The sequence below is a fragment of the Gordonia metallireducens genome (genome assembly GCF_021245825.1).
GTDB classification, from domain to species: Bacteria; Actinomycetota; Actinomycetes; order Mycobacteriales; family Mycobacteriaceae; genus Gordonia; species Gordonia namibiensis.
Window position 1 is genome coordinate 1 of record NZ_JAJQJP010000030.1, and the last position, 17,612, is coordinate 17,612.

15 protein-coding genes, 1 tRNA gene and 1 other RNA gene are annotated in these 17,612 nt (G+C 67.6%); 6 read left to right on the plus strand and 11 right to left on the minus strand.

Annotated elements, in window-relative coordinates:
• The 5 genes from LQD00_RS11420 to LQD00_RS11440 form a co-directional block, all read right to left on the minus strand.
• The coding region (locus tag LQD00_RS11420; RefSeq protein WP_232717300.1) for a DNA polymerase III subunit gamma and tau at positions 1-1,398 on the minus strand (1,398 nt) is incomplete at its 3' end.
• A gap of 43 nt (positions 1,399-1,441) precedes the next feature.
• The gene (locus LQD00_RS11425; RefSeq protein ID WP_232717301.1) at positions 1,442-2,902 is read right to left on the minus strand and encodes a glycosyltransferase 87 family protein; all 1,461 of its coding nucleotides are present in this window, start codon (positions 2,900-2,902) and stop codon (positions 1,442-1,444) included.
• A gap of 112 nt (positions 2,903-3,014) precedes the next feature.
• Positions 3,015-4,289: an aminotransferase class I/II-fold pyridoxal phosphate-dependent enzyme gene (locus LQD00_RS11430; protein ID WP_232717302.1), complete on the minus strand. Its 1,275-nt coding sequence runs from the start codon at positions 4,287-4,289 to the stop codon at positions 3,015-3,017.
• A 71-nt stretch (positions 4,290-4,360) separates the two neighbouring features.
• An RNA gene (gene ffs, locus LQD00_RS11435) (signal recognition particle sRNA small type) lies at positions 4,361-4,455 on the minus strand.
• Between the two features lie 158 nt (positions 4,456-4,613).
• Positions 4,614-4,702, minus strand: a tRNA-Ser gene (locus tag LQD00_RS11440).
• A gap of 80 nt (positions 4,703-4,782) precedes the next feature.
• Here LQD00_RS11440 and LQD00_RS11445 point away from each other — a divergent pair.
• Together LQD00_RS11445 and LQD00_RS11450 are read left to right on the plus strand one after the other, a co-directional pair.
• Entirely contained in the window at positions 4,783-5,631 is an 849-nt protein-coding gene (locus LQD00_RS11445; RefSeq protein WP_232717303.1) for an NmrA/HSCARG family protein, read from the plus strand.
• 101 nt (positions 5,632-5,732) lie between these two features.
• Positions 5,733-6,689 carry a calcium/sodium antiporter gene (locus LQD00_RS11450; RefSeq protein WP_232717305.1) on the plus strand — a complete coding sequence of 319 codons (957 nt, stop codon included), beginning with the start codon at positions 5,733-5,735 and terminating at the stop codon, positions 6,687-6,689.
• 31 nt (positions 6,690-6,720) lie between these two features.
• Here LQD00_RS11450 and LQD00_RS11455 read toward each other — a convergent pair whose 3' ends face one another.
• A complete protein-coding gene (locus LQD00_RS11455) occupies positions 6,721-7,803 on the minus strand; it encodes a DNA polymerase domain-containing protein (protein WP_232717307.1) in 1,083 nt (360 codons plus the stop codon).
• Positions 7,804-7,806: 3 nt separating this feature from the next.
• Complete coding sequence (locus tag LQD00_RS11460) at positions 7,807-8,859, minus strand: ATP-dependent DNA ligase (RefSeq protein WP_232717308.1); 1,053 nt, start codon at positions 8,857-8,859, stop codon at positions 7,807-7,809.
• A 145-nt stretch (positions 8,860-9,004) separates the two neighbouring features.
• Between LQD00_RS11460 and gluQRS the strand changes: the two genes are divergently transcribed.
• On the plus strand, positions 9,005-9,922 hold the full coding sequence (gene gluQRS / locus LQD00_RS11465) for a tRNA glutamyl-Q(34) synthetase GluQRS (RefSeq protein WP_232717310.1): 918 nt from the start codon (positions 9,005-9,007) through the stop codon (positions 9,920-9,922).
• 3 nt (positions 9,923-9,925) lie between these two features.
• Here gluQRS and LQD00_RS11470 read toward each other — a convergent pair whose 3' ends face one another.
• The 3 genes from LQD00_RS11470 to tgt all read right to left on the minus strand — a co-directional run bounded on the left by LQD00_RS11470 (position 9,926) and on the right by tgt (position 13,896).
• A complete protein-coding gene (locus tag LQD00_RS11470; RefSeq protein WP_232717312.1) occupies positions 9,926-10,936 on the minus strand; it encodes a hemolysin family protein in 1,011 nt (336 codons plus the stop codon).
• Positions 10,929-12,353 carry a hemolysin family protein gene (locus LQD00_RS11475; protein ID WP_232717313.1) on the minus strand — a complete coding sequence of 475 codons (1,425 nt, stop codon included), beginning with the start codon at positions 12,351-12,353 and terminating at the stop codon, positions 10,929-10,931. The genes LQD00_RS11470 and LQD00_RS11475 overlap by 8 nt, the downstream gene beginning before the upstream one ends.
• 286 nt (positions 12,354-12,639) lie before the next feature.
• Positions 12,640-13,896 (minus strand): tRNA guanosine(34) transglycosylase Tgt, encoded by a 1,257-nt coding sequence (tgt, locus tag LQD00_RS11480; RefSeq protein WP_232717314.1) that lies wholly within the window; start codon positions 13,894-13,896, stop codon positions 12,640-12,642.
• A gap of 117 nt (positions 13,897-14,013) precedes the next feature.
• Here tgt and LQD00_RS11485 point away from each other — a divergent pair, with 117 nt between their 5' ends.
• Together LQD00_RS11485 and LQD00_RS11490 are read left to right on the plus strand one after the other, a co-directional pair.
• Positions 14,014-14,523: a hypothetical protein gene (locus LQD00_RS11485; RefSeq protein ID WP_232717315.1), complete on the plus strand. Its 510-nt coding sequence runs from the start codon at positions 14,014-14,016 to the stop codon at positions 14,521-14,523.
• Positions 14,524-14,572: 49 nt separating this feature from the next.
• Positions 14,573-15,370 (plus strand): MerR family transcriptional regulator, encoded by a 798-nt coding sequence (locus LQD00_RS11490; RefSeq protein WP_308195961.1) that lies wholly within the window; start codon positions 14,573-14,575, stop codon positions 15,368-15,370.
• 23 nt (positions 15,371-15,393) lie between these two features.
• Here the strand turns inward: LQD00_RS11490 and LQD00_RS11495 are convergent, their stop codons facing one another.
• Positions 15,394-16,209: a tyrosine-protein phosphatase gene (locus LQD00_RS11495; protein ID WP_232717316.1), complete on the minus strand. Its 816-nt coding sequence runs from the start codon at positions 16,207-16,209 to the stop codon at positions 15,394-15,396.
• Positions 16,210-16,879: 670 nt separating this feature from the next.
• Here LQD00_RS11495 and LQD00_RS11500 point away from each other — a divergent pair.
• Entirely contained in the window at positions 16,880-17,611 is a 732-nt protein-coding gene (locus tag LQD00_RS11500; RefSeq protein ID WP_006866521.1) for an ATP-binding cassette domain-containing protein, read from the plus strand.
• Position 17,612 lies beyond the last annotated feature (1 nt).

Here is a 17,612-nt window from a genome sequence, read left to right on the forward strand (position 1 = left end):
GGGTTCCGGTGCGGTCGGCATCGGCGGCGGAGCAGCAGCCGGGGCAACCGGGGCAGATGCGGCCGGTGCGACCGGGGCGGATGCGGCCGGCGCGACCGGGGTGTCGGCCTCGGCGGCCTCGGCCGCAGCGCGACGTGCCTCCTCTGCGGCCTTCGCCTCCTCCATCGCCTTGCGCTGCGACGGACGCACGAACTTCGGTTCCGGTTCGGGCTCAGCGGGTTTCGCGGGCACGGGGATCGAGGTGGTGCCGATCCCCGACTCCAGACGCTCGAGCCGCTGCAACAGGGCCGCGTCGTCGTTCGACACTCCGGGCAGCAGCATGCGCGCGCACATCACCTCGAGGAGGAGCCGCGGCGACGTGGTTCCGCGCATCTCGCCGAGGGCGTCGTGCACGATCTCGGCGAAGCGCGTCAACGAGGCGGGGCCGAGCGTCTCGATCTGGCCCCGCATGCGTGCGAGCTGATCACCCGGCGCCTCGACCAGGCCGCGGTCGGCGGCATCAGGAACGGCCTGCAGGAGGATCAGGTCGCGGAGCCGTTCGAGGAGATCGACCGCGAAGCGTCGTGGATCGTGACCCGCGTCGACGACCTTCTCCACGGCGCCGAACAGCGCGGCGCCGTCCGCCGAGGCCAGCGCCTCGACGGCGGTGTCGATGAGCGCGACGTCGGTGACGCCGAGCAGCGCCAGCGCACGCTCGTAGGCGACGCCCTGGTCGTCGGCGCCGGCGAGGAGCTGATCGAGGATCGACAACGAGTCACGCGGCGAACCACCGCCGGCACGGATGACCAGCGGATAGACCTCGGGCGCGACGGTGACGCCCTCCCGCTCACAGATCTTCTCCAGCAGCCCACGCATGACCGGCGGGGCGAGCAGACGGAACGGGTAGTGGTGCGTTCGCGAGCGGATCGTCGGCAGCACCTTCTCGGGTTCGGTCGTCGCGAACACGAAGATGAGGTGCTCCGGCGGCTCCTCGACGATCTTGAGCAGCGCGTTGAAGCCGGCGTTGGTCACCATGTGCGCCTCGTCGACGATGAACACGCGGTAGCGCGACTCGGCCGGCGCATAGAACGCGCGGTCGCGCAGCTCGCGGGTGTCGTCGACGCCGCCGTGGCTGGCCGCGTCGAGTTCGATGACGTCGAGGTTGCCGGGACCGCCGGGGGCGAGGGCCACACACGATGTGCAGGTGCCACAGGGACGCGAGGTGGGGCCCTCGACACAGTTCAACGAGCGCGCCAGGATTCGCGCCGACGACGTCTTGCCACACCCGCGCGGACCGGAGAAGAGGTACGCGTGATTGATGCGCCCCGAGTCGAGGGCACGGCTCAACGGGTCGGTGACATGCTCCTGCCCCACGACGTCGGCGAAGGTAGCCGGGCGATAGGTGCGATACAGAGCCACGCGTCGAGAGTACCGGCGACCCGTGACATCGGATGCGCCTGCCTCACACTGTGGGCGACGCCCCTGCGTCGGGTGCTTCACCCATCGACTCGCCCGCGGTTCCGACCAGGTCATCGGCCATCTCGTCGACCTGGTTCATCCGCTCGGCATCTGCGCGTACCGACGGTTCGGCGACCCGCGGACCCCCGCCCTCGGCCGGCTCGGTGGGCAGGCCGCCGTCGGCGATGACCGCGGCCGCGACCCCGGGTGCGATGACCGCGGCCGGATCGGCCGTGGGGGTCGAACGAGAGCCGAAGAGCCGAAGTGCGACGACCGTCGCGATCAGGATTCCGACATACGCGAACAGATAGGGACTGACGGTGAACCAGTTGAGCCAGGTGACCCGCGTCTTCACGTAGAGCCCGGTGTAGTAACCGTCGGGCACGAGCGCCGGGACGTGGGTCGGCCACGCGAACGCGAGCAGGACGAGCGCCACCGCACCCACCGCCGCCAGGCCCCGCTCGACCTGGCTTCGTCTCAGGTCGAGGGCCAGGTGGACCCCGATCACCACGATCGGGGTGAACCAGACCCAGTGGTGCCCCCACGACATCGGCGACACCACGCATGCGGTCATGCCGACGATGCTGATCGCAAGCAACTCCTGGCCCCTGCGGTGGGCGTAGGTCGCGACCGCGAATCCCGCGACGAGGGCGGTCAGCGCCAGGGCTCCCCACAAGAGAGTCGACGGGTGGTCGGTGTCGAGGTGGTTGGCGAGCATCCCGCGGATCGACTGGTTGCCGCGCAGTTGCGCCGAGCCGACGCGTTCGGACTGGAACAACTTGCCGGTCCAGTACGCCCATGAGTCACGCGGCAGGATGACGAACCCGACCGCCACCGTCATGACGAAGCCGCCGATGACACCGAAGAACGCTCGCCAGTTGCGTTGCACCGCGTAGTAACCGGCGAAGATCAGCGGCGTCAGTTTGATCCCGGCGGCGATGCCGGCACCGACTCCCTTGGTCCTGCTGGTGTCGGGACGGGTGAGGTCGGCCAGGATGAGCAGCATCAGGAAGACATTGATCTGGCCGTACCAGATGGTGGTGCGCACGGGCTCGAGCAGCATCGCCACCGCGACGAGCGACATCGCGATGACCCGCAACGGCCAGGTCACCGACCGGCCCAGGCTGCGGAAGCTCAGCATGACCACGAGATAGAGGGCGACCACGATGCCCGCGGTCCACAACCATCGCGCCACGTCGAACGAGATCCACGCCAGCGGGGTGAACAGCAACGCCGAGAACGGCGAATACGTGTAGTCGAGGTCGCCGACCATCTTGACGTCGTACAGACTGGCGCCCTCGGTGACCGCCTGAGCACCCTGCCGATACACGGCGAGATCGATCTGGTTGTTCAGCAGACCCCAGAACTGGGCTCCCCAGGGCACGACAACGTCCTGGAGGGCGAGTGCGATGACCCCCACGATGGCGAAACCGGATGCGAGAAGAACCGGCCTGGGCAGATTCACGATTTACAAGAGTGGCATAAGAGTCGGTGCATACCCGCTCACTCGCCGCCGAATGAGAGCTATCTAACGCCGATTCGGCGTTTGAGAGCGGCGTGTCGGCGAGACGAGTGGCTCAGCTGCGCTCCGCCAGCAGGGTCTCGGCCGAGGCGAGGAGCACACACGTCGCGACCCCGTCCATCGCGGCCCGCAGGTCGTCGGTGTTCGGGAAGGTCGGCGCGAGGCGGATGTTCCGGTCGTGCGGATCGGTCTTGTACGGGAACGCCGAACCGGCGCCGGTCAGCGCGATCCCGGCTTCCTTCGCCAGTTCGATGGTGCGTCGGGCGGCGCCGTCGACGACGTCGAGGCTGATGAAGTAACCACCCTCCGGCTTCGACCACGAGGCGACCTTCGACTCGGCCAGCCGGTCGTCGAGGATCTCGAGCACCAGCTTGAACTTCGGCGCCAGGATCTCGCGGTGGCGCGCCATGTGGGCGCGCACGCCGTCGGCATCGCCGAAGAACTTGAGGTGACGCAGCTGGTTGACCTTGTCCGGGCCGATGGTCTTGAAGCCGAGGTACTTGCTGAACCACGCCAGGTTCTCGTCCGACGACCCGAAGAACGACACGCCGCCGCCGGCGAAGGTGATCTTCGACGTCGAGCCGAGGACGTACACGCGGTTGGGATGCCCGGCCTCGGCGGCCATCTCGAGGACGCGCAGCGGCGTCGGCGGGGCCTCCACGAGGGTGTGCACCGCGTAGGCGTTGTCCCAGTAGATGCGGAAGTCGGGTGCCGCGGGCATCTCGAGCAGACCGCGGGTGACCTCTTCGGAGAACGTGACACCGGTCGGGTTGGAGTAGGTGGGTACCGCCCACAGACCCTTGATGCTCGGGTCGTTGGCGACGAGCTCGGCGCAGAGGCGCACGTCGGGGCCGTCGGGAAGCATCGGCACCGGGATCATCTCGATGCCGAAGCTCTCGGTGATCGCGAAGTGACGGTCGTAACCGGGGGCCGGGCACAGGAACTTGATCTTCTGGCGGCCCCACGGCTCGTCGGAGTCGGCGGTGCCGTGCAGCAGGCCGAAGACGGTGAGGTCGTGCATGAGCTCGAGGCTCGAGTTGCCGAACGCGATCAGGTTCGCGGGATCGACGGCGAGCAGTTCACCGAAGATCTCACGCAGCTCGGGCAGGCCGTTGAGGCCGCCGTAGTTGCGGGTGTCGGTGCCCTTGCCGTCGCGGTAGTCGTCGCCGGGGAGCGAGAGCAGCGCGTTGGAGAGATCGAGCTGTTCGGGAGCGGGCTTGCCGCGGGTGAGGTCGAGTTTCAGACCCAGAGCGGCCAGCTCGTCATAACGCTTCTTCAGATCCGCCTGGGTGTCACGTAGTTGGTCGGCACTCATCGAGTGGTAGTTCAACGTCTGGACCTTCCGCGGCACGACGCCGGTGCGGGTGTCCGACGCCGCAGACCTGAAATATGAATCTGGGATATAGGGGACCCCGCGCACCCGAGAGAGCCCGTTGACCCTTGCTGCCTTCCGGCCCTGGGGGAGTTCACAGGATGCACGCCGCGCGGGATCCGTCGTCCAGTGTAGCGAGGGTTCACAGACGGGTGACACCGGGTGGTCACCACCCCTCGGCGGCCCCGGTCTGCGCAGGCGATGCGGGTGTTAGGCACCCGGGGATACGACGAAGGTCCGCGGTGCGACTCCCTTGCGGGGTTGTGCACCACGGACCTTCGGTGGCGGAGGATAGGGGATTCGAACCCCTGAGGGCTGTTAACCCAACCCGCGTTCCAGGCGAGCGCCATAGGCCACTAGGCGAATCCTCCAACGTCGAGATGATAGCCGCCGGGCGCTCCCACACCCAAACCCGCTTGCCAGGACCTCGGTCGGCACTAGGGTCGGGGGCATGTCCGATTCCTCTCCCATCGTCGTGATCGGAGCGACCGGCGGTCAGGGCGGCGCCGTCCTCGACGCGCTGCTCGACGCCGGTTTCACGGTGCGCGCGGTCGTCCGCGACGCCGTGTCGTCGAAGGCTGCGACGCTCGCCGACCGCGGTGTCGAACTCGCCGTCGGCGACATCGTGAGTGGCGTAGGACTCACCGATGCGTTCACCGGGGCGGCGGGCGCCTTCGCGCTGACGACGCCGTTCGAGTCCGGCGTCGGCGCCGAGGTCGCACAGGGCACCGCGCTGATCGAGGCGGCCACCGCGTCCGCCCTCCCCTATCTCGTCTTCTCGTCGGTGGCCTCGGCCGACCGCGACACCGGAGTCCCCCACTTCGATTCCAAGTTCGAGGTCGAGCGGATGCTCGCCGCCACCGACATCCCGCACACGATCGTCGGGCCGGCCTACTTCTACGACAACCTGCTCGCCGGGTCCGACGCACTCGCCGCCGGCGTGATGCCGATCGCGATGCCCGCAGACAAACCGCTGCAACAGCTCTCGCGCCGCGATCTCGGCCGGTTCGTCACGACGCTGTTCGGGGACCCGGGCGCGTACACCGGTGAACGCATCGACCTCGCCTCCGACCAGCCGACGCCGGCGGAGATGGCGCAGATCGCCGGCGACGTCCTCGGGACCAGGGTGAGCGCGGAATCCTATGATCCCGAACGCATCCCGTCACCCGACATGAGCACCATGTTCCGCTTCCTCGGCGATCGCGGCTACGAGGTCGACATCGACGCACTGCACCGCCGGTTCCCCGGTGTCGGTTGGCAGACCTTCGCGGAGTGGGCGGGCGAGTCACTCCGGCGGTGACCCCGCGACCCAACCCGGCCACCCTCCGACCCGCCGATGCCGCATGATCATCGGGTGCTGCGCATTAGCGACCTCTCCCGGGTGACGAGAGGAATGCCCGAGTGCTCCTAGACGCCGGTCTCGTTCTCGTCGGGCTCGCCGGGCTGGTCCTCGGCGCCGAACTCCTGGTGCGGGGCGGCTCGGCGATCGCCACCCGACTCGGGGTTTCTCCCCTCCTGGTGGGACTCACCATCGTCTCGATCGGGACGAGCATGCCCGAACTGGCGGTCGGCATCGATGCCGCGTTCAGCGACGCCGGGCCACTCGCGGTCGGCAACGTCGCCGGCACCAACATCGTCAACATCCTGCTGATCCTCGGACTCTCGGCGGCCATGGTGCCGCTCGCGCTGGGTCGCCAGACGCTCCGCATGGACCTGCCGACGATGTGCCTCAGCGGCCTGCTGCTGCTGGTCTTGAGCCTCAACGGATCTCTCGGCCGGCTCAACGGCCTCCTCCTGCTGTCTCTCGCGGTCGTCTACACGGCCGCCGCCATCCGCTGGGAACTCAAGCAGCGGGCCACGGCCGTCGAAACCGAGATCGCCGAGGAACTCCCGGCGACCGGCGGGCCGCTCTGGAGCCGGCTCCTCCAACTGCTCGGCGGGATCGGGGTCATCGTCCTGGCCGCCGACTGGCTGGTGCGGGGGTCGGTCTCGATCGCCACCGACCTCGGTGTGAGCGAGGCGTTCATCGGTCTCACCATCGTCGCCATCGGCACGTCGGCACCCGAACTCACCACCACGATCATGTCGACCATCCGCGGCGACCGCGATCTTGCGATCGGCAACCTCATCGGCTCCAGCGTCTACAACATCGTGTTCATCCTGGGGCTCACCGCCGTGATCAAACCGATCGACGTCACCGACGAGCTGATCCGGGTCGACATCCCGCTCATGGCGGCGGCCGCGATCCTCTGCGTACCGGTGTTCCTCTCCGGGCGTCGTGTATCCCGGTGGGAGGGAATCGGTTTCGTCGCGCTCTACGCGGTCTATCTCGGTCTGCTCATCGCCTTTCGGACCTAGAGCCCCGGGACAGGCGAAGGCCATCGGGGTCTCAGTCCCCGATCCGGTTGCCCTTCTCGTCCCAGTGCTCGGCGACCTTCTTGCTGGGCTGCACACGCGGTGGTTCGCCCGGCATCTTCGGATAGCTGGGCGGATAGGGCATGTCCGCCAGCCCGTTCGCATCGTCCTCCTGGACCATCTCGAGCAGTTTCTCGACTCCGCGGCGGTGGTCGGCGATGTCGGCCCACGGATCACCGCGATCCTCCAGCAACTTCGGGACGGTGGCCATGGTGCAGTCGTCGGGATCGACATCGGCCAGTTCGTCCCACGTCACCGGCGTCGAGACCCGTCCGATCGCGCTGCGGCGGACGGAGTAGGGCGAGGCCATCGTGCGGTCGCGGGCATTCTGGTTGTAGTCGATGAAGATCCGTTCCCCGCGTTCCTCTTTCCACCACGAGGTGGTGACCCGGTCCGGGTCGCGGCGTTCCAGTTCACGGGCGATCGCGATGACACAGCGCCGCGTGGCGATGAAATCCCACAGCGGCTCGATGGGGACGTAGACGTGAATCCCGCGCCCACCCGAGGTCTTCACGTAGCCCGTGAAGCCGAGCTCGTCGAGAAGCGGCTTCAGCCCGTCGATCGCCACGTTCCGGACGTCGTCGAAGGTCGTGCCGGGTTGCGGGTCGAGGTCGATGCGGAGCTGGTCGGGATGGTCGTTGTCCGGGTGCAGGGTCGGCCAGGTGTGGAAGGTGACCGTCCCCAGGTTCGCCGCCCACACCAGGTCGGCCGGCACCGTCGGGCGGATGGCGTCCCCGGTTCGTTTGGACGGGAACACGATCGGCGTGGACTGCACATGCTCGGGCCGCTTCTTCGCGATGTGTTTCTGGTAGATCTCCTCCCCCTCGACGCCGTCGGGGAAGCGTTGCAGGAACGTCGGCCGGTCGCGCGTCGCGCGCATGAGCGGACCGTCACCACTGTCGTCGACGCCGAGCGCGAGCGTCCGGTAGTAGCCGACGAGATCCCGCTTGCGGCCACCGTTCTTGCCGAGCTCGGGGAAGTAGATCTTGTCCGGGTTGCTGAGACGGACGGCGACCCCGTCGACGTCGAGCTCTTCTGCGGGAGAACGTGATGCCATCGGTCATTCTCCTTCGAGGACGTCGTGCAGGTCGTAGGTGAGGGGGACCTCGAGCTGGTCGTAACCGCAACTCTCCGGGTCCCGGTCCGGACGCCAGCGGAGGAATTTCACGGTGTGGCGGAAGCGCTGGTTCTCCATCTGGTCGTAGGCGAACTCCGCGACCAGTTCGGGGCGGATCGGAATCCACTCCCCCGACTTCTCCGACCGCCAGCGGGTGGGCTCACCCGGCGACGGTTTGTCCGGGTCGAGGCGCATCGGCTCGAACATCTCCTGTAGCTCGACGCGTTTGGCGTCGGAGAACGCTCCCGCTCCCCCGACCATGCGCAACTCGCCGTCGTCGCCGTAGAGCCCGAGCAACATCGAGCCGATCCCTCTGCCCGACTTGTGGATCCGGTAGCCGAAGATCACGCAGTCCGCGGTCCGCTTGTGTTTGATCTTCAGCATCTCGCGCTTGTTCTCGACGTAGAGTCCGTCGAGCCGCTTGGCGACGACGCCATCGAGGCCTGCGCCCTCGAAGGCGGAGAACCAGTCCTCGGCAACCGACGGGTCGCCGGTCACCCGGCTGACGTGCATCCGTCGATCCCGGCCACCGGGTCCGACCGCACGCAGCAACGCCTCCCGGCGGACCTCGAACGGCTCGTCCTTGACCGACGTCGATTCCAGTGCGAGTGCGTCGAATCCGATGAAGATCGCCGGTGTCTTCTCGGCGAGCATGTTGACCCGCGATTCGGCGGGATGGATCCGCTGCGCCAGCGAATCCCAGTCGAGCCGGTGCGTGTCGCCGATGAGTGCGGGCACCCCGATCTCGCCGTCGAGGACGACCCTGTCCGGCAGCTCGGCCTTTGCCGCGGCCACGACCTCCGGAAAGTACCTGGCCAGGTCTTTCCCGCCGCGGGAACCGATCAGCACCTCGTCGCCGTCGCGGAAGAGCAGCGCGCGGAATCCATCCCACTTCGGCTCGTACGACCAGGCGGTGTCACCGTCGGGCTGCTGCGGCACGGCGGTGACCGCCTTGGCCAGCATCGGGGCTACGGGCGGCATGACCGGAAGATCCATGGCTTCACTGTTCCTCACTTCTCCGGGCGCTGGCAACGACCCGCCCGGAAGTCCGGGCCGACCGCCGGGTCTGGCGCAGAGACAGACCACCGGCGAGATCGGTTCTCATCGCGGGTCGTCGGAGCGACGCGGTAACCTCGACGCGATGTCGACACAGCACGCAGCGGGCCGGTATGCGCCGTCCCCGTCGGGCGACCTCCACGTCGGCAACCTGCGGACCGCCCTGCTGGCCTGGTTGTTCGCCCGCACGACGGGTCGGCGGTTCCTCATCCGCATGGAGGATCTCGACCGCGCGGTCGCCGGCGCCGACGCCCGGCAACTCGCCGACCTCGCCTCGCTGGGCATGGACTGGGAGACCCCCGTCGTCTATCAGACGCAACGACGGGACATCTACGGCCGGATCATCGACCGTCTCCGCAAGGGCGGCCGGACCTTCGAATGCTTCTGCACGCGTCGCGAGATCCTCGAGGCCCCGTCCGCTCCCCACGCACCGCAGGGCGCCTACCCCGGCACGTGCCGGAACCTGACCGACGCCGAACGCGCCGAGAAGATCGCCACCGGCCGGCCGCCCGCGATCCGCATCCTGGCCGACACCACCGAGTTCACCGTCACCGACCTGCTCCACGGCACGTTCACCGGAATGGTCGACGACTTCGTGATCCAGCGCAACGACGGCACCCCCGCCTACAACCTGGCCGTGGTCGTCGACGATGCCGCGCAGGGAGTCGATCAGGTCGTCCGCGGCGACGACCTGCTGTCGTCGGCTCCGCGCCAGGCCTACCTCGCCACGCTGCTCGGCGAGACCACGCCGACCTACGCCCATGTACCCATGGTGCTCAACACCGACGGCGTCCGACTCTCCAAGCGCGACGGTGCGGTGACCCTCGCCGATCTTGCGGCCGACGGGGTTCCGGCCACGACAGTTCTGTCGCACATCGCGCGGTCGCTGGACCTCGCAGACCCCGGCGAGACCGTCGATCTCCACACGCTCGCAAGCCGTTTCGACCCAGACGCACTCCCCCGCGAGCCCTGGTTACTGGGGCCCACGGAGTGGTCGTCCTGACCGCTAAGCGGTCGTCGCCAGCAACCTCTGGAGCAGGTCGTTGAGCGTGATCAATCCGATGGCCCGACCGGAGTCGGTGACCAGCGCGAGGTGGGCCCGGCGTTCACGCATGGCGGCGAGCGCCTCGTAGACCGGTTGCCCGGACTCGAACCTCAGCACCGGACGCATGAGGTCGGCGGCTGTCGCGTCCGGCGCCGCGCGCAGGCTGTCGCGCACGTGTACGACACCGTGAACCGGGCCCCGATCGGCGTCGCGCACCAGCAGCCGCAGATGTCCCGAAATCCGTCCGGCCGTCTGGATCTCGTCGGCACTCGCGGTCGGCAGCACCGCACCCAGCGTGTCACTGGGCGTGACCACATCGCCGAGGGTGAGCGATTCGAGTTCGAGCGCGCTGGTCAGATGCGCGAGATAGCGCTCGTCGAGAGTCCCGACCGTCGCCGAGTGTTCGACGAGGTGACGCAGCGCGTCGCTGTCCTGCCCGGTCGCGACCTGGTCCACGGGTTCGACGCCGACGCGCCGCAGACACCAGTTGGCCAGATGGTTGAGCTGGACGATGATCGGCCTCGTGAGCCACATGAAGGCGCGCATCGGCAGGGCCAGCACGATCGCCGACCGCTCCGGGTGCGCGATCGCCCATGACTTCGGGGCCATCTCGCCGACCACCAGGTGCAGGAAGGTCACGATGATGAGCGCCAGCACGAAGCCGACGATGTCGGCGGACCAGTACGGCAGGCCCCAGTTCTCGAACAGCGGCGTGAGCCAGTGGTGGACTGCGGGTTTGGTGACCGAACCCAGCGCGAGTGTGCAGATCGTGATGCCGAGCTGTGAACCCGCGAGGAGTACGGACAGCTCCGATGCACTGCGCAGGGCGGCACGGGCGCTGCTGCTCGTCGCAGCCTCGTCCTCCAGACGGTGGCGTCGGGCCGCGATCAGTGCGAACTCGACGGCGACGAAGAAGGCACTCGCCGCGATCAGCGCGACGGTGATCACCCCGATGACCCACGGGTTATCCATTGTCGGTCTCCCGTCCGGTGTCCGATGCCGTTGCGTCGGTGCTCACTTCGGTCCCGAGTGACATCGACACCAGAGCCGGCACATGCTTGTCCACCTCGAGCACCTCGACGTGCACCACGCGGGGTGGCGCCTCCTCGTCGTCGAGGAGCGAGGCCGGATCGGGATCGATCGTGATCTCGACGGTCTCCCCGACCTCGGGTAGTCCCACGAACTCGGCGATCACCAGGCCGGCGATCGTCTCGTAATCGCCCTCGGGCAGTTCCCATCCGATCGCCCGGGACACCTCGTCGACGTGGGCGTCACCGCGGACCCGCCAGCCGTCGGCGGTCTTCTCGATCGCCGCGGAGGTCTCCGGGTCGTGTTCGTCGTCGATCTCGCCGACCAGTTCCTCGGCGATGTCCTCGGCGGTCACGACGCCGGCGAAACCGCCGTATTCGTCGATGACGATGGCCATCTCCTCATGGGCGGTGGCGAGGTTCTCCAGGACCTCCGGCAACGGCAGGGTCGACGGCACCACGACGGCGCGGCGGCAGAGATCACCCGCGGTGGCCGTCGGAACGGCCTTCGAGGGTTCCTTTTTGAGCGCATAGGACCATTCGAGGAGGTCGGGGAGATGGACGACGCCGAGCACCTCGTCGTCGTCCCCGGCGACCGGGTAGCGGGTATGCCCGGTGCTCATCAGCGCGAGCACCTCGGACGCGGGCAGCGACGCATCCACCTGGTCGGTGTGCGGACGCGGGATCATCGCGTGTTCGGCTGTGCGCGTGGGGAACTCCAACACGCGGTCGAGTAGTACGGACAGATCCTCGGGCAGCTCACCGGCGTCGCGGGACTCGGCGACGATGTGTTCGAGGTCGCGGACCGACGCCGAGTGCTCGACGTCGTGGACCGGCTCGATGCGCAGGGCGCGAAGCAACAGGTTCGATGCCTTGTCGAACAGTGCGATCAGCCAGCCGAAGACGGCCAGATAGATCGTGGTCGACCGGGCGAGCCACAGCGCGACCGGTTCCGGTCGGGCGATCGCGAGGTTCTTGGGGAACAGCTCACCGAAGACCATCTGCACCACGGTGGAGAACAGGATCGCGATGATCGTGCCGATCACGACACCGACGCCCACGGGAATGCCGACGTTGCCAAGCAGGTCGCCCACGCCGGAACCGATCAGTGGTTCGGCGACGTAGCCGACGAGCAGGCCGGTGACGGTGATGCCGAGCTGGGCTCCGGACAGCATGAAGGAGGTGCGCCGGGTGACGGAGAGTGCGCGTTCGGCGGCGGCGTCACCGGATTCGGCGCGCGCCTTCAGGCGGGAGCGGTCGACCGCCATGAAGCCGAATTCCTGGGCGACGAAATAACCGGTGACGGCGGTGATCGCGAGGACCACGAGAATTCCCAGGAAGATTCCGAGAACGGTCAGCATGTCGCCATCCGATCAGCGCCGACGCCTGGGGCGCCGGGAGGGGACTCGCAGAGGACTGCGGGGCCGGAGTCCGGATCAGGGTCCGGTTCGGGGCAGGGTGCGGACGGGTGTCGTCGGCGTTTTCGGCGCTTTGCGCGTCTCATCGTCTCTCTCGCTGGTACTCGAATACCCCTACAGGGTGCCGAGTGTTCGGGGGTGTTCGCAACCTCGTTGCGATGGGTTCACAACGAATCACCGTGGCGCACGGTTCCGGCACGTGACCCACCCCACGCCGATTGTCGACCCTTCAGTCCCGCGTCGAACCGTAGTAGCGCCGCAGGAACTCGTCGCGGTACTCGACGTACGTGCCGTTCTCGATCGCCTGTCGGGCGCGGTCGACCAGCGTGACGATGAACGACACGTTGTGCAGGGTCGCCAGCGTCGGGCCGAGACCCTCCTTCGCCTTGAACAGGTGATGCAGGTAGGCGCGGCTGTATTGCGAGCTGTAATTCTCGATCTCGGGATCGAGTTGCCGGAAGTCGTTGCGGTACTTCGCATTCGTGATGTTGTAACGACCGTCGAGCGAGTAGATCGCACCGTTGCGGGCGACGCGCGTCGGTGACACGCAGTCGAAGGTGTCCACGCCGTTCTCGATGGCGGTGAAGATGTCATCGGGTTCGCTGATGCCCAGCAGGTGCTTGGGCGCGTCCTCGGGCAGTTCGTCGTTGACCCACCCGACGATGGTGCCCAGGTTGTGCTTCTCGAGCGCGCCGCCGATGCCGTAGCCGCCGAAGCCCTTGCCGCCGGCCTCCCGGTCGGCCTCGCTCAGCGCGACGAGATCGCGGGACGCCTTGCGCCGCAAATCCTCGTACTGGGCTCCCTGGATCACACCCCACAACGCCTGCTGGGGCCGATGTGCACGCTCGACACTCAGTCTGTTGTGCTCGGCCAGGCACCGGATTGCCCACAGCCGGGTACGCTCCAGCGAATTCTCCTGGTACGCACGGGTGTTCATCAACGTGGTGAGCTCGTCGAAGGCGAAGATGATGTCGGCACCGAGCTGGTGCTGAATCTGCACCGACACCTCGGGGGTGAAGCGATGCGACGAACCGTCGAGGTGCGACTTGAAGGTCACCCCGTCGTCGTCGACTCGCGACAGACGTTCCTTGCCCTCGGCGATGAGCGAGTCGTCGGGGCTGACCTCCATCGCGATGACCTTCTTGAAGCCGGCGCCGAGCGACATGACCTGGAATCCGCCGCTGTCGGTGTAGGTCGGGCCCGACCAGTTCATGAAGGCACCGAGCCCGCCGGCCTGATCGATGATCTCGGGGCCCGGCTGCAGGTACAGGTGGTACGCGTTCGCGAGGACGGCCTGCGCACCCAACTCGGCCACCGACTCGGGCAGAACGGTCTTCACCGTCGCCTTGGTACCCACCGGCACGAAGGCGGGGGTCTGGATCGCGCCGTGCGGGGTGCTGATCACCCCGGTGCGGCCGCGGGTGCCGGGCAGGGTGGTGCCGACGGTGTAGGCGGGGTCGGCGACTTCGGTTCCGGTACTGCTCACCGGTGCATCCTCCCAGGTCGGTGGCCTCCACCCAAACCGACGACGCCGCCGTCGGCCCCGTCTGCGCCCTCGACGACCTATCGCTCCGGCGTTCCGGCATTCGATACGGTGGGGACCATGTCGTGCAGAACGCGCCGCGCCATCGCCTCCGGGGCCAGGGTCGCCACCACCGCACTCGGCCTGTCGTTGGCCCTGTTCACACTGTCCGCGTGCGGTTCGGAACAGGATGTCACCGACACCTCCGCGAGCGGCGGGAACGGCGCTGTCGCTTCGGCGGAGCAACCCGCCGACGCCCGGTCGACCTCCGCACCCGTCGTCCCGGGTCGCAAGCCCGCGTCGGCCCGTCCCAACTCGGTCACCTCTGGTGCCGACGCGGACGAATCGACTCAGGGCGGCCCCGGCACCACCTGCGGCAGCATCCCCGGCCCCGACGGCGCGCTGCGTGTTCTGGTCCTCGCCGGCGACGTCGACTGCGACCAGGCGAAGTCGATCGCCGACGAGTACGGCCCCAAGATCGTCAGCGGCACGCAGCAGTCGGTGAGCGGCTGGACCTGTGGGCCGTCGGCACTACAGGGCGTGCTCGCCGCCTGCCAGAAGGACACGACGGTCATCGGTTTCGCTCCCTGACCCCAACTCGCTTGACCCTCACGCGACGTCAGACCCCAAGGTTGCTCATGTGAGTGAAGAGAAGCACCACCCGCTCCGCACTCCTGCGTCGGACCTGACCGTTGGCGTCGTCGCGGGGATGGTCGGAGTCAGTGTCCGCACACTGCACCACTACGACCAGATCGGTCTGGTGACGCCGTCGCGCCGCACGCCTGCGGGATACCGCGTCTACGACGACGCCGACGTCGCACGGCTCTACCGTGTCCTCACCTATCGCGAGCTGGGCTTTTCACTCGGGCGGATAGCGACCCTGCTCGACGATCCCGATGCCGACGAACTGCATCAACTCCGCGCGCAGCACGAGCTGCTCACCGACCGGATCGATCACTTGCACCGGATGGTCGCAGCGGTGGAGGAGATGATGATGTCGAAGAAGCAGGGGATCCAGCTGTCCGCGGCCGAGCAACGCGAGATCTTCGGCGACGACTGGCGCGGCGAGGAGTACGCGGCGGAGGCCGAGGAACGGTGGGGCGAGACCGACGCGTGGCAGGAGAGCCGCAAGCGCGTCGCCCGGTTCTCGAAGGAGGACTGGCGGCAGATCAAGGCCGACGCCGATGACCTCGAACGGCGCCTCGCCGACGCGATGCTCCGCGGACTCACACCCGGTTCCGCCGAAGCCGATGCCCTCGCCGAGGAGCACCGCGCACAGATCGGCCGGTTCTACGACTGCACCCACGAGATGCACGTCGGGCTCGCCGACATGTACGTCGCCGACCCGCGTTTCACCGCGCACTACGACGAACAGGCGCCCGGGCTCGCCGTCTACCTGCGCGAGGTCATCCGGGCCAACGCCGAGAAACACCTCTGATCACGACGCCGCCCGGTCTCCGGTCATTCGTCCAGGTAGCGCTTCCGGAGCAATTCCGGCACAGCGGGATCCAGCCCCAGGCCGTCGCGGAAGTAACCCTCGATGTCGCCGAACTGCACGGTCATCTCCTCGAAAGCTCCCTCGAGGTAGTTCCGCTGGACGCCGAGGATCGGCTTCAACACCTCGGGGTCGCCGCCGGCCGTCTGGAACGCGGCGAAGACCGGGTGCAGTGCCGGGATGAGCTCGTCGTTGGTGAGCAGGTAGTCCTCGAACACCTCGTCACGTCCGACACCGAGCACAGAGAGGAAGGTGGCAGCGGCCCAGCCGGTCCGGTCCTTGCCGGTCGTGCAGTGGAACAGTGCCGCTCCCGGCTGCACGGGCTCGGCGAGTGCGCTGAACAGCCGGTGGTAGGCCGCATGGGCGCTGGGCAGGGTCAGGATCTGTCGGTAGGTGGCCTCCATCAGCTCCGCCGCCTTACCTCCACCGAGCGCATCGCTCACCGCGGCGACCGCGGCCGGATCGGCGACCACCTCGTTGAGACGGGCCGGGATCGCGGTCGACGAATCGGCCAGCACGTCCAAGGGGACCTCTGCGACGCCGGGCAGTGCCGGGTCCGGCGCAGCCGAACGCTCGGCAACCGTGCGGAGGTCGTAGACGGCCGTGATACCCAGCGCGTCGAACTTGGCGAGGTCGTCACCGGCCAGTCGGTGGAGCTCGGTGGACCGGAAGACCAGACCGGGTCGGACCCGGCGTCCATCGGCGGTCGTCCATCCGCCGAGGTCCCGGAGATTCGGCACGGTGGAAAGAGACAAGGCGTGGGCGTGGGTGAGGTCGGTCATGACGAGAGATTCTGACAGGCCGATCCGACGACGATTGGGTCCAGCGACCGAAATGTGGCACCGATTCACACACCGCAAACCTGGTGAGGCACTTCGGTGGCGTCGCGACGACGAGAAGTTAACGCGAACTATGGTGTTACTCCCGGGTAACGGCAATATCGTGCCGTCTTCGGAGATTGCCCTGGCCCAGCCATTCTTTCCCCCGGAAAGGGGACACCGAAACCCAGTCCGCGGGATTCCGGACACATCATGAGGATTACGGCCGTTCACCCCAAACGTGCTGTTCGCGGACGTAGCGGGCACTTCGAACCGGACCCCGGAGCCGTTACAGGTTGCCGGGGCGAATTTCGTGCCAGGTTCGCCCTCTGTGACCTGCGCGTTCGCATTGATATGCCGGATATGCCTGGGCTAAGTTCCAACGTATGTCCAGCAAAGTGACTGTTCACGGTCGCACACTCATCCGAGTCACTCGGGTATTCGACGGGACGTCCCAAGGACTGGTCGACGGCACAGACCCACTCATCAAGGGCGAAGCCGCGCGAATCTTCAAGAACCTCTGAATTCACCCCCAGCCTGTCGTACTGCTCACCGGCGGTACGGCAGGCAAGTCGGTTATGCCGACACAACGACAGAAAGTTGGACGATGTGGTCTTCGGATCGGGCGGCAGCGATGCGTGATGCCCCGGAGCCTGGCGGCACCCCCTCTGACGCGACCCTGATCGAAGCCCACGGACTCTCCGTGGATGCCTCCTGGGGCCACATCTACGGCCCGGTCGATTTCCAGATCCGGTCCGGCGGGGTCACCGTCCTCGCCGGACCGGAAGGTCGAGGCCGCACCGCACTGCTCCTCACTCTCGCAGGTCGCATGAAGCCGACCAAGGGTGAACTCGTCGCCTTCGACCGGTCGAACGACGCCCACCATCTGTTCAAGAACGCCGCCGTCGCATGGATCGACGAGGTCGACGAGATCGAGCAGACCATCCGGGTCAGCGACGTCATCACCGAGCAGATCCGGTGGTCGGCGCCTTGGTACAAGTGGGTCACGCCCGCACGCGAGGAAGACCTCGAACGCATCTGTCGGCCCGTCTTCGGGCCCTATCCCCTGCCCGCGATGGAATCGTTCGTCGAGGAGCTCCCCGAGCTGACCGCCGCGCTCTTCCGGATCGCCGTGGGCAACCTGCGGCGCCCGCCGCTGCTGGTCGTCGGCGGGGTGGACAACCTGACCCGTCGCGAGAACCAGGTCCATCTCATGGACCGGCTGGTCGACCTGGGCCGCGCCCAGACGGTGATCACCGCCGACATCAACGCCGTGTCCCCGGCCGGCGGCGTCCGCGACGTCATCCCCGTCGACAACCTCACAGATGGCCAGTTCGTCGGCCTCGAGCACGAAGATCGGACGTAGG

What these genes read in the sequence shown, in the direction of transcription:
- LQD00_RS11445 (WP_232717303.1), top strand. Translation starts at nt 4,783, where the DNA reads ATGTCCGATTCCTCTCCCATCGTCGTGATCGGAGCGACCGGCGGTCAG.
- gluQRS (WP_232717310.1), top strand. Translation starts at nt 9,005, where the DNA reads ATGTCGACACAGCACGCAGCGGGCCGGTATGCGCCGTCCCCGTCGGGC.
- LQD00_RS11460 (WP_232717308.1), bottom strand. Translation starts at nt 8,859, where the DNA reads ATGGATCTTCCGGTCATGCCGCCCGTAGCCCCGATGCTGGCCAAGGCG.
- LQD00_RS11475 (WP_232717313.1), bottom strand. Translation starts at nt 12,353, where the DNA reads ATGCTGACCGTTCTCGGAATCTTCCTGGGAATTCTCGTGGTCCTCGCG.
- LQD00_RS11500 (WP_006866521.1), top strand. Translation starts at nt 16,880, where the DNA reads ATGCGTGATGCCCCGGAGCCTGGCGGCACCCCCTCTGACGCGACCCTG.
- LQD00_RS11470 (WP_232717312.1), bottom strand. Translation starts at nt 10,936, where the DNA reads ATGGATAACCCGTGGGTCATCGGGGTGATCACCGTCGCGCTGATCGCG.
- LQD00_RS11455 (WP_232717307.1), bottom strand. Translation starts at nt 7,803, where the DNA reads ATGGCATCACGTTCTCCCGCAGAAGAGCTCGACGTCGACGGGGTCGCC.
- LQD00_RS11495 (WP_232717316.1), bottom strand. Translation starts at nt 16,209, where the DNA reads ATGACCGACCTCACCCACGCCCACGCCTTGTCTCTTTCCACCGTGCCG.
- LQD00_RS11485 (WP_232717315.1), top strand. Translation starts at nt 14,014, where the DNA reads ATGTCGTGCAGAACGCGCCGCGCCATCGCCTCCGGGGCCAGGGTCGCC.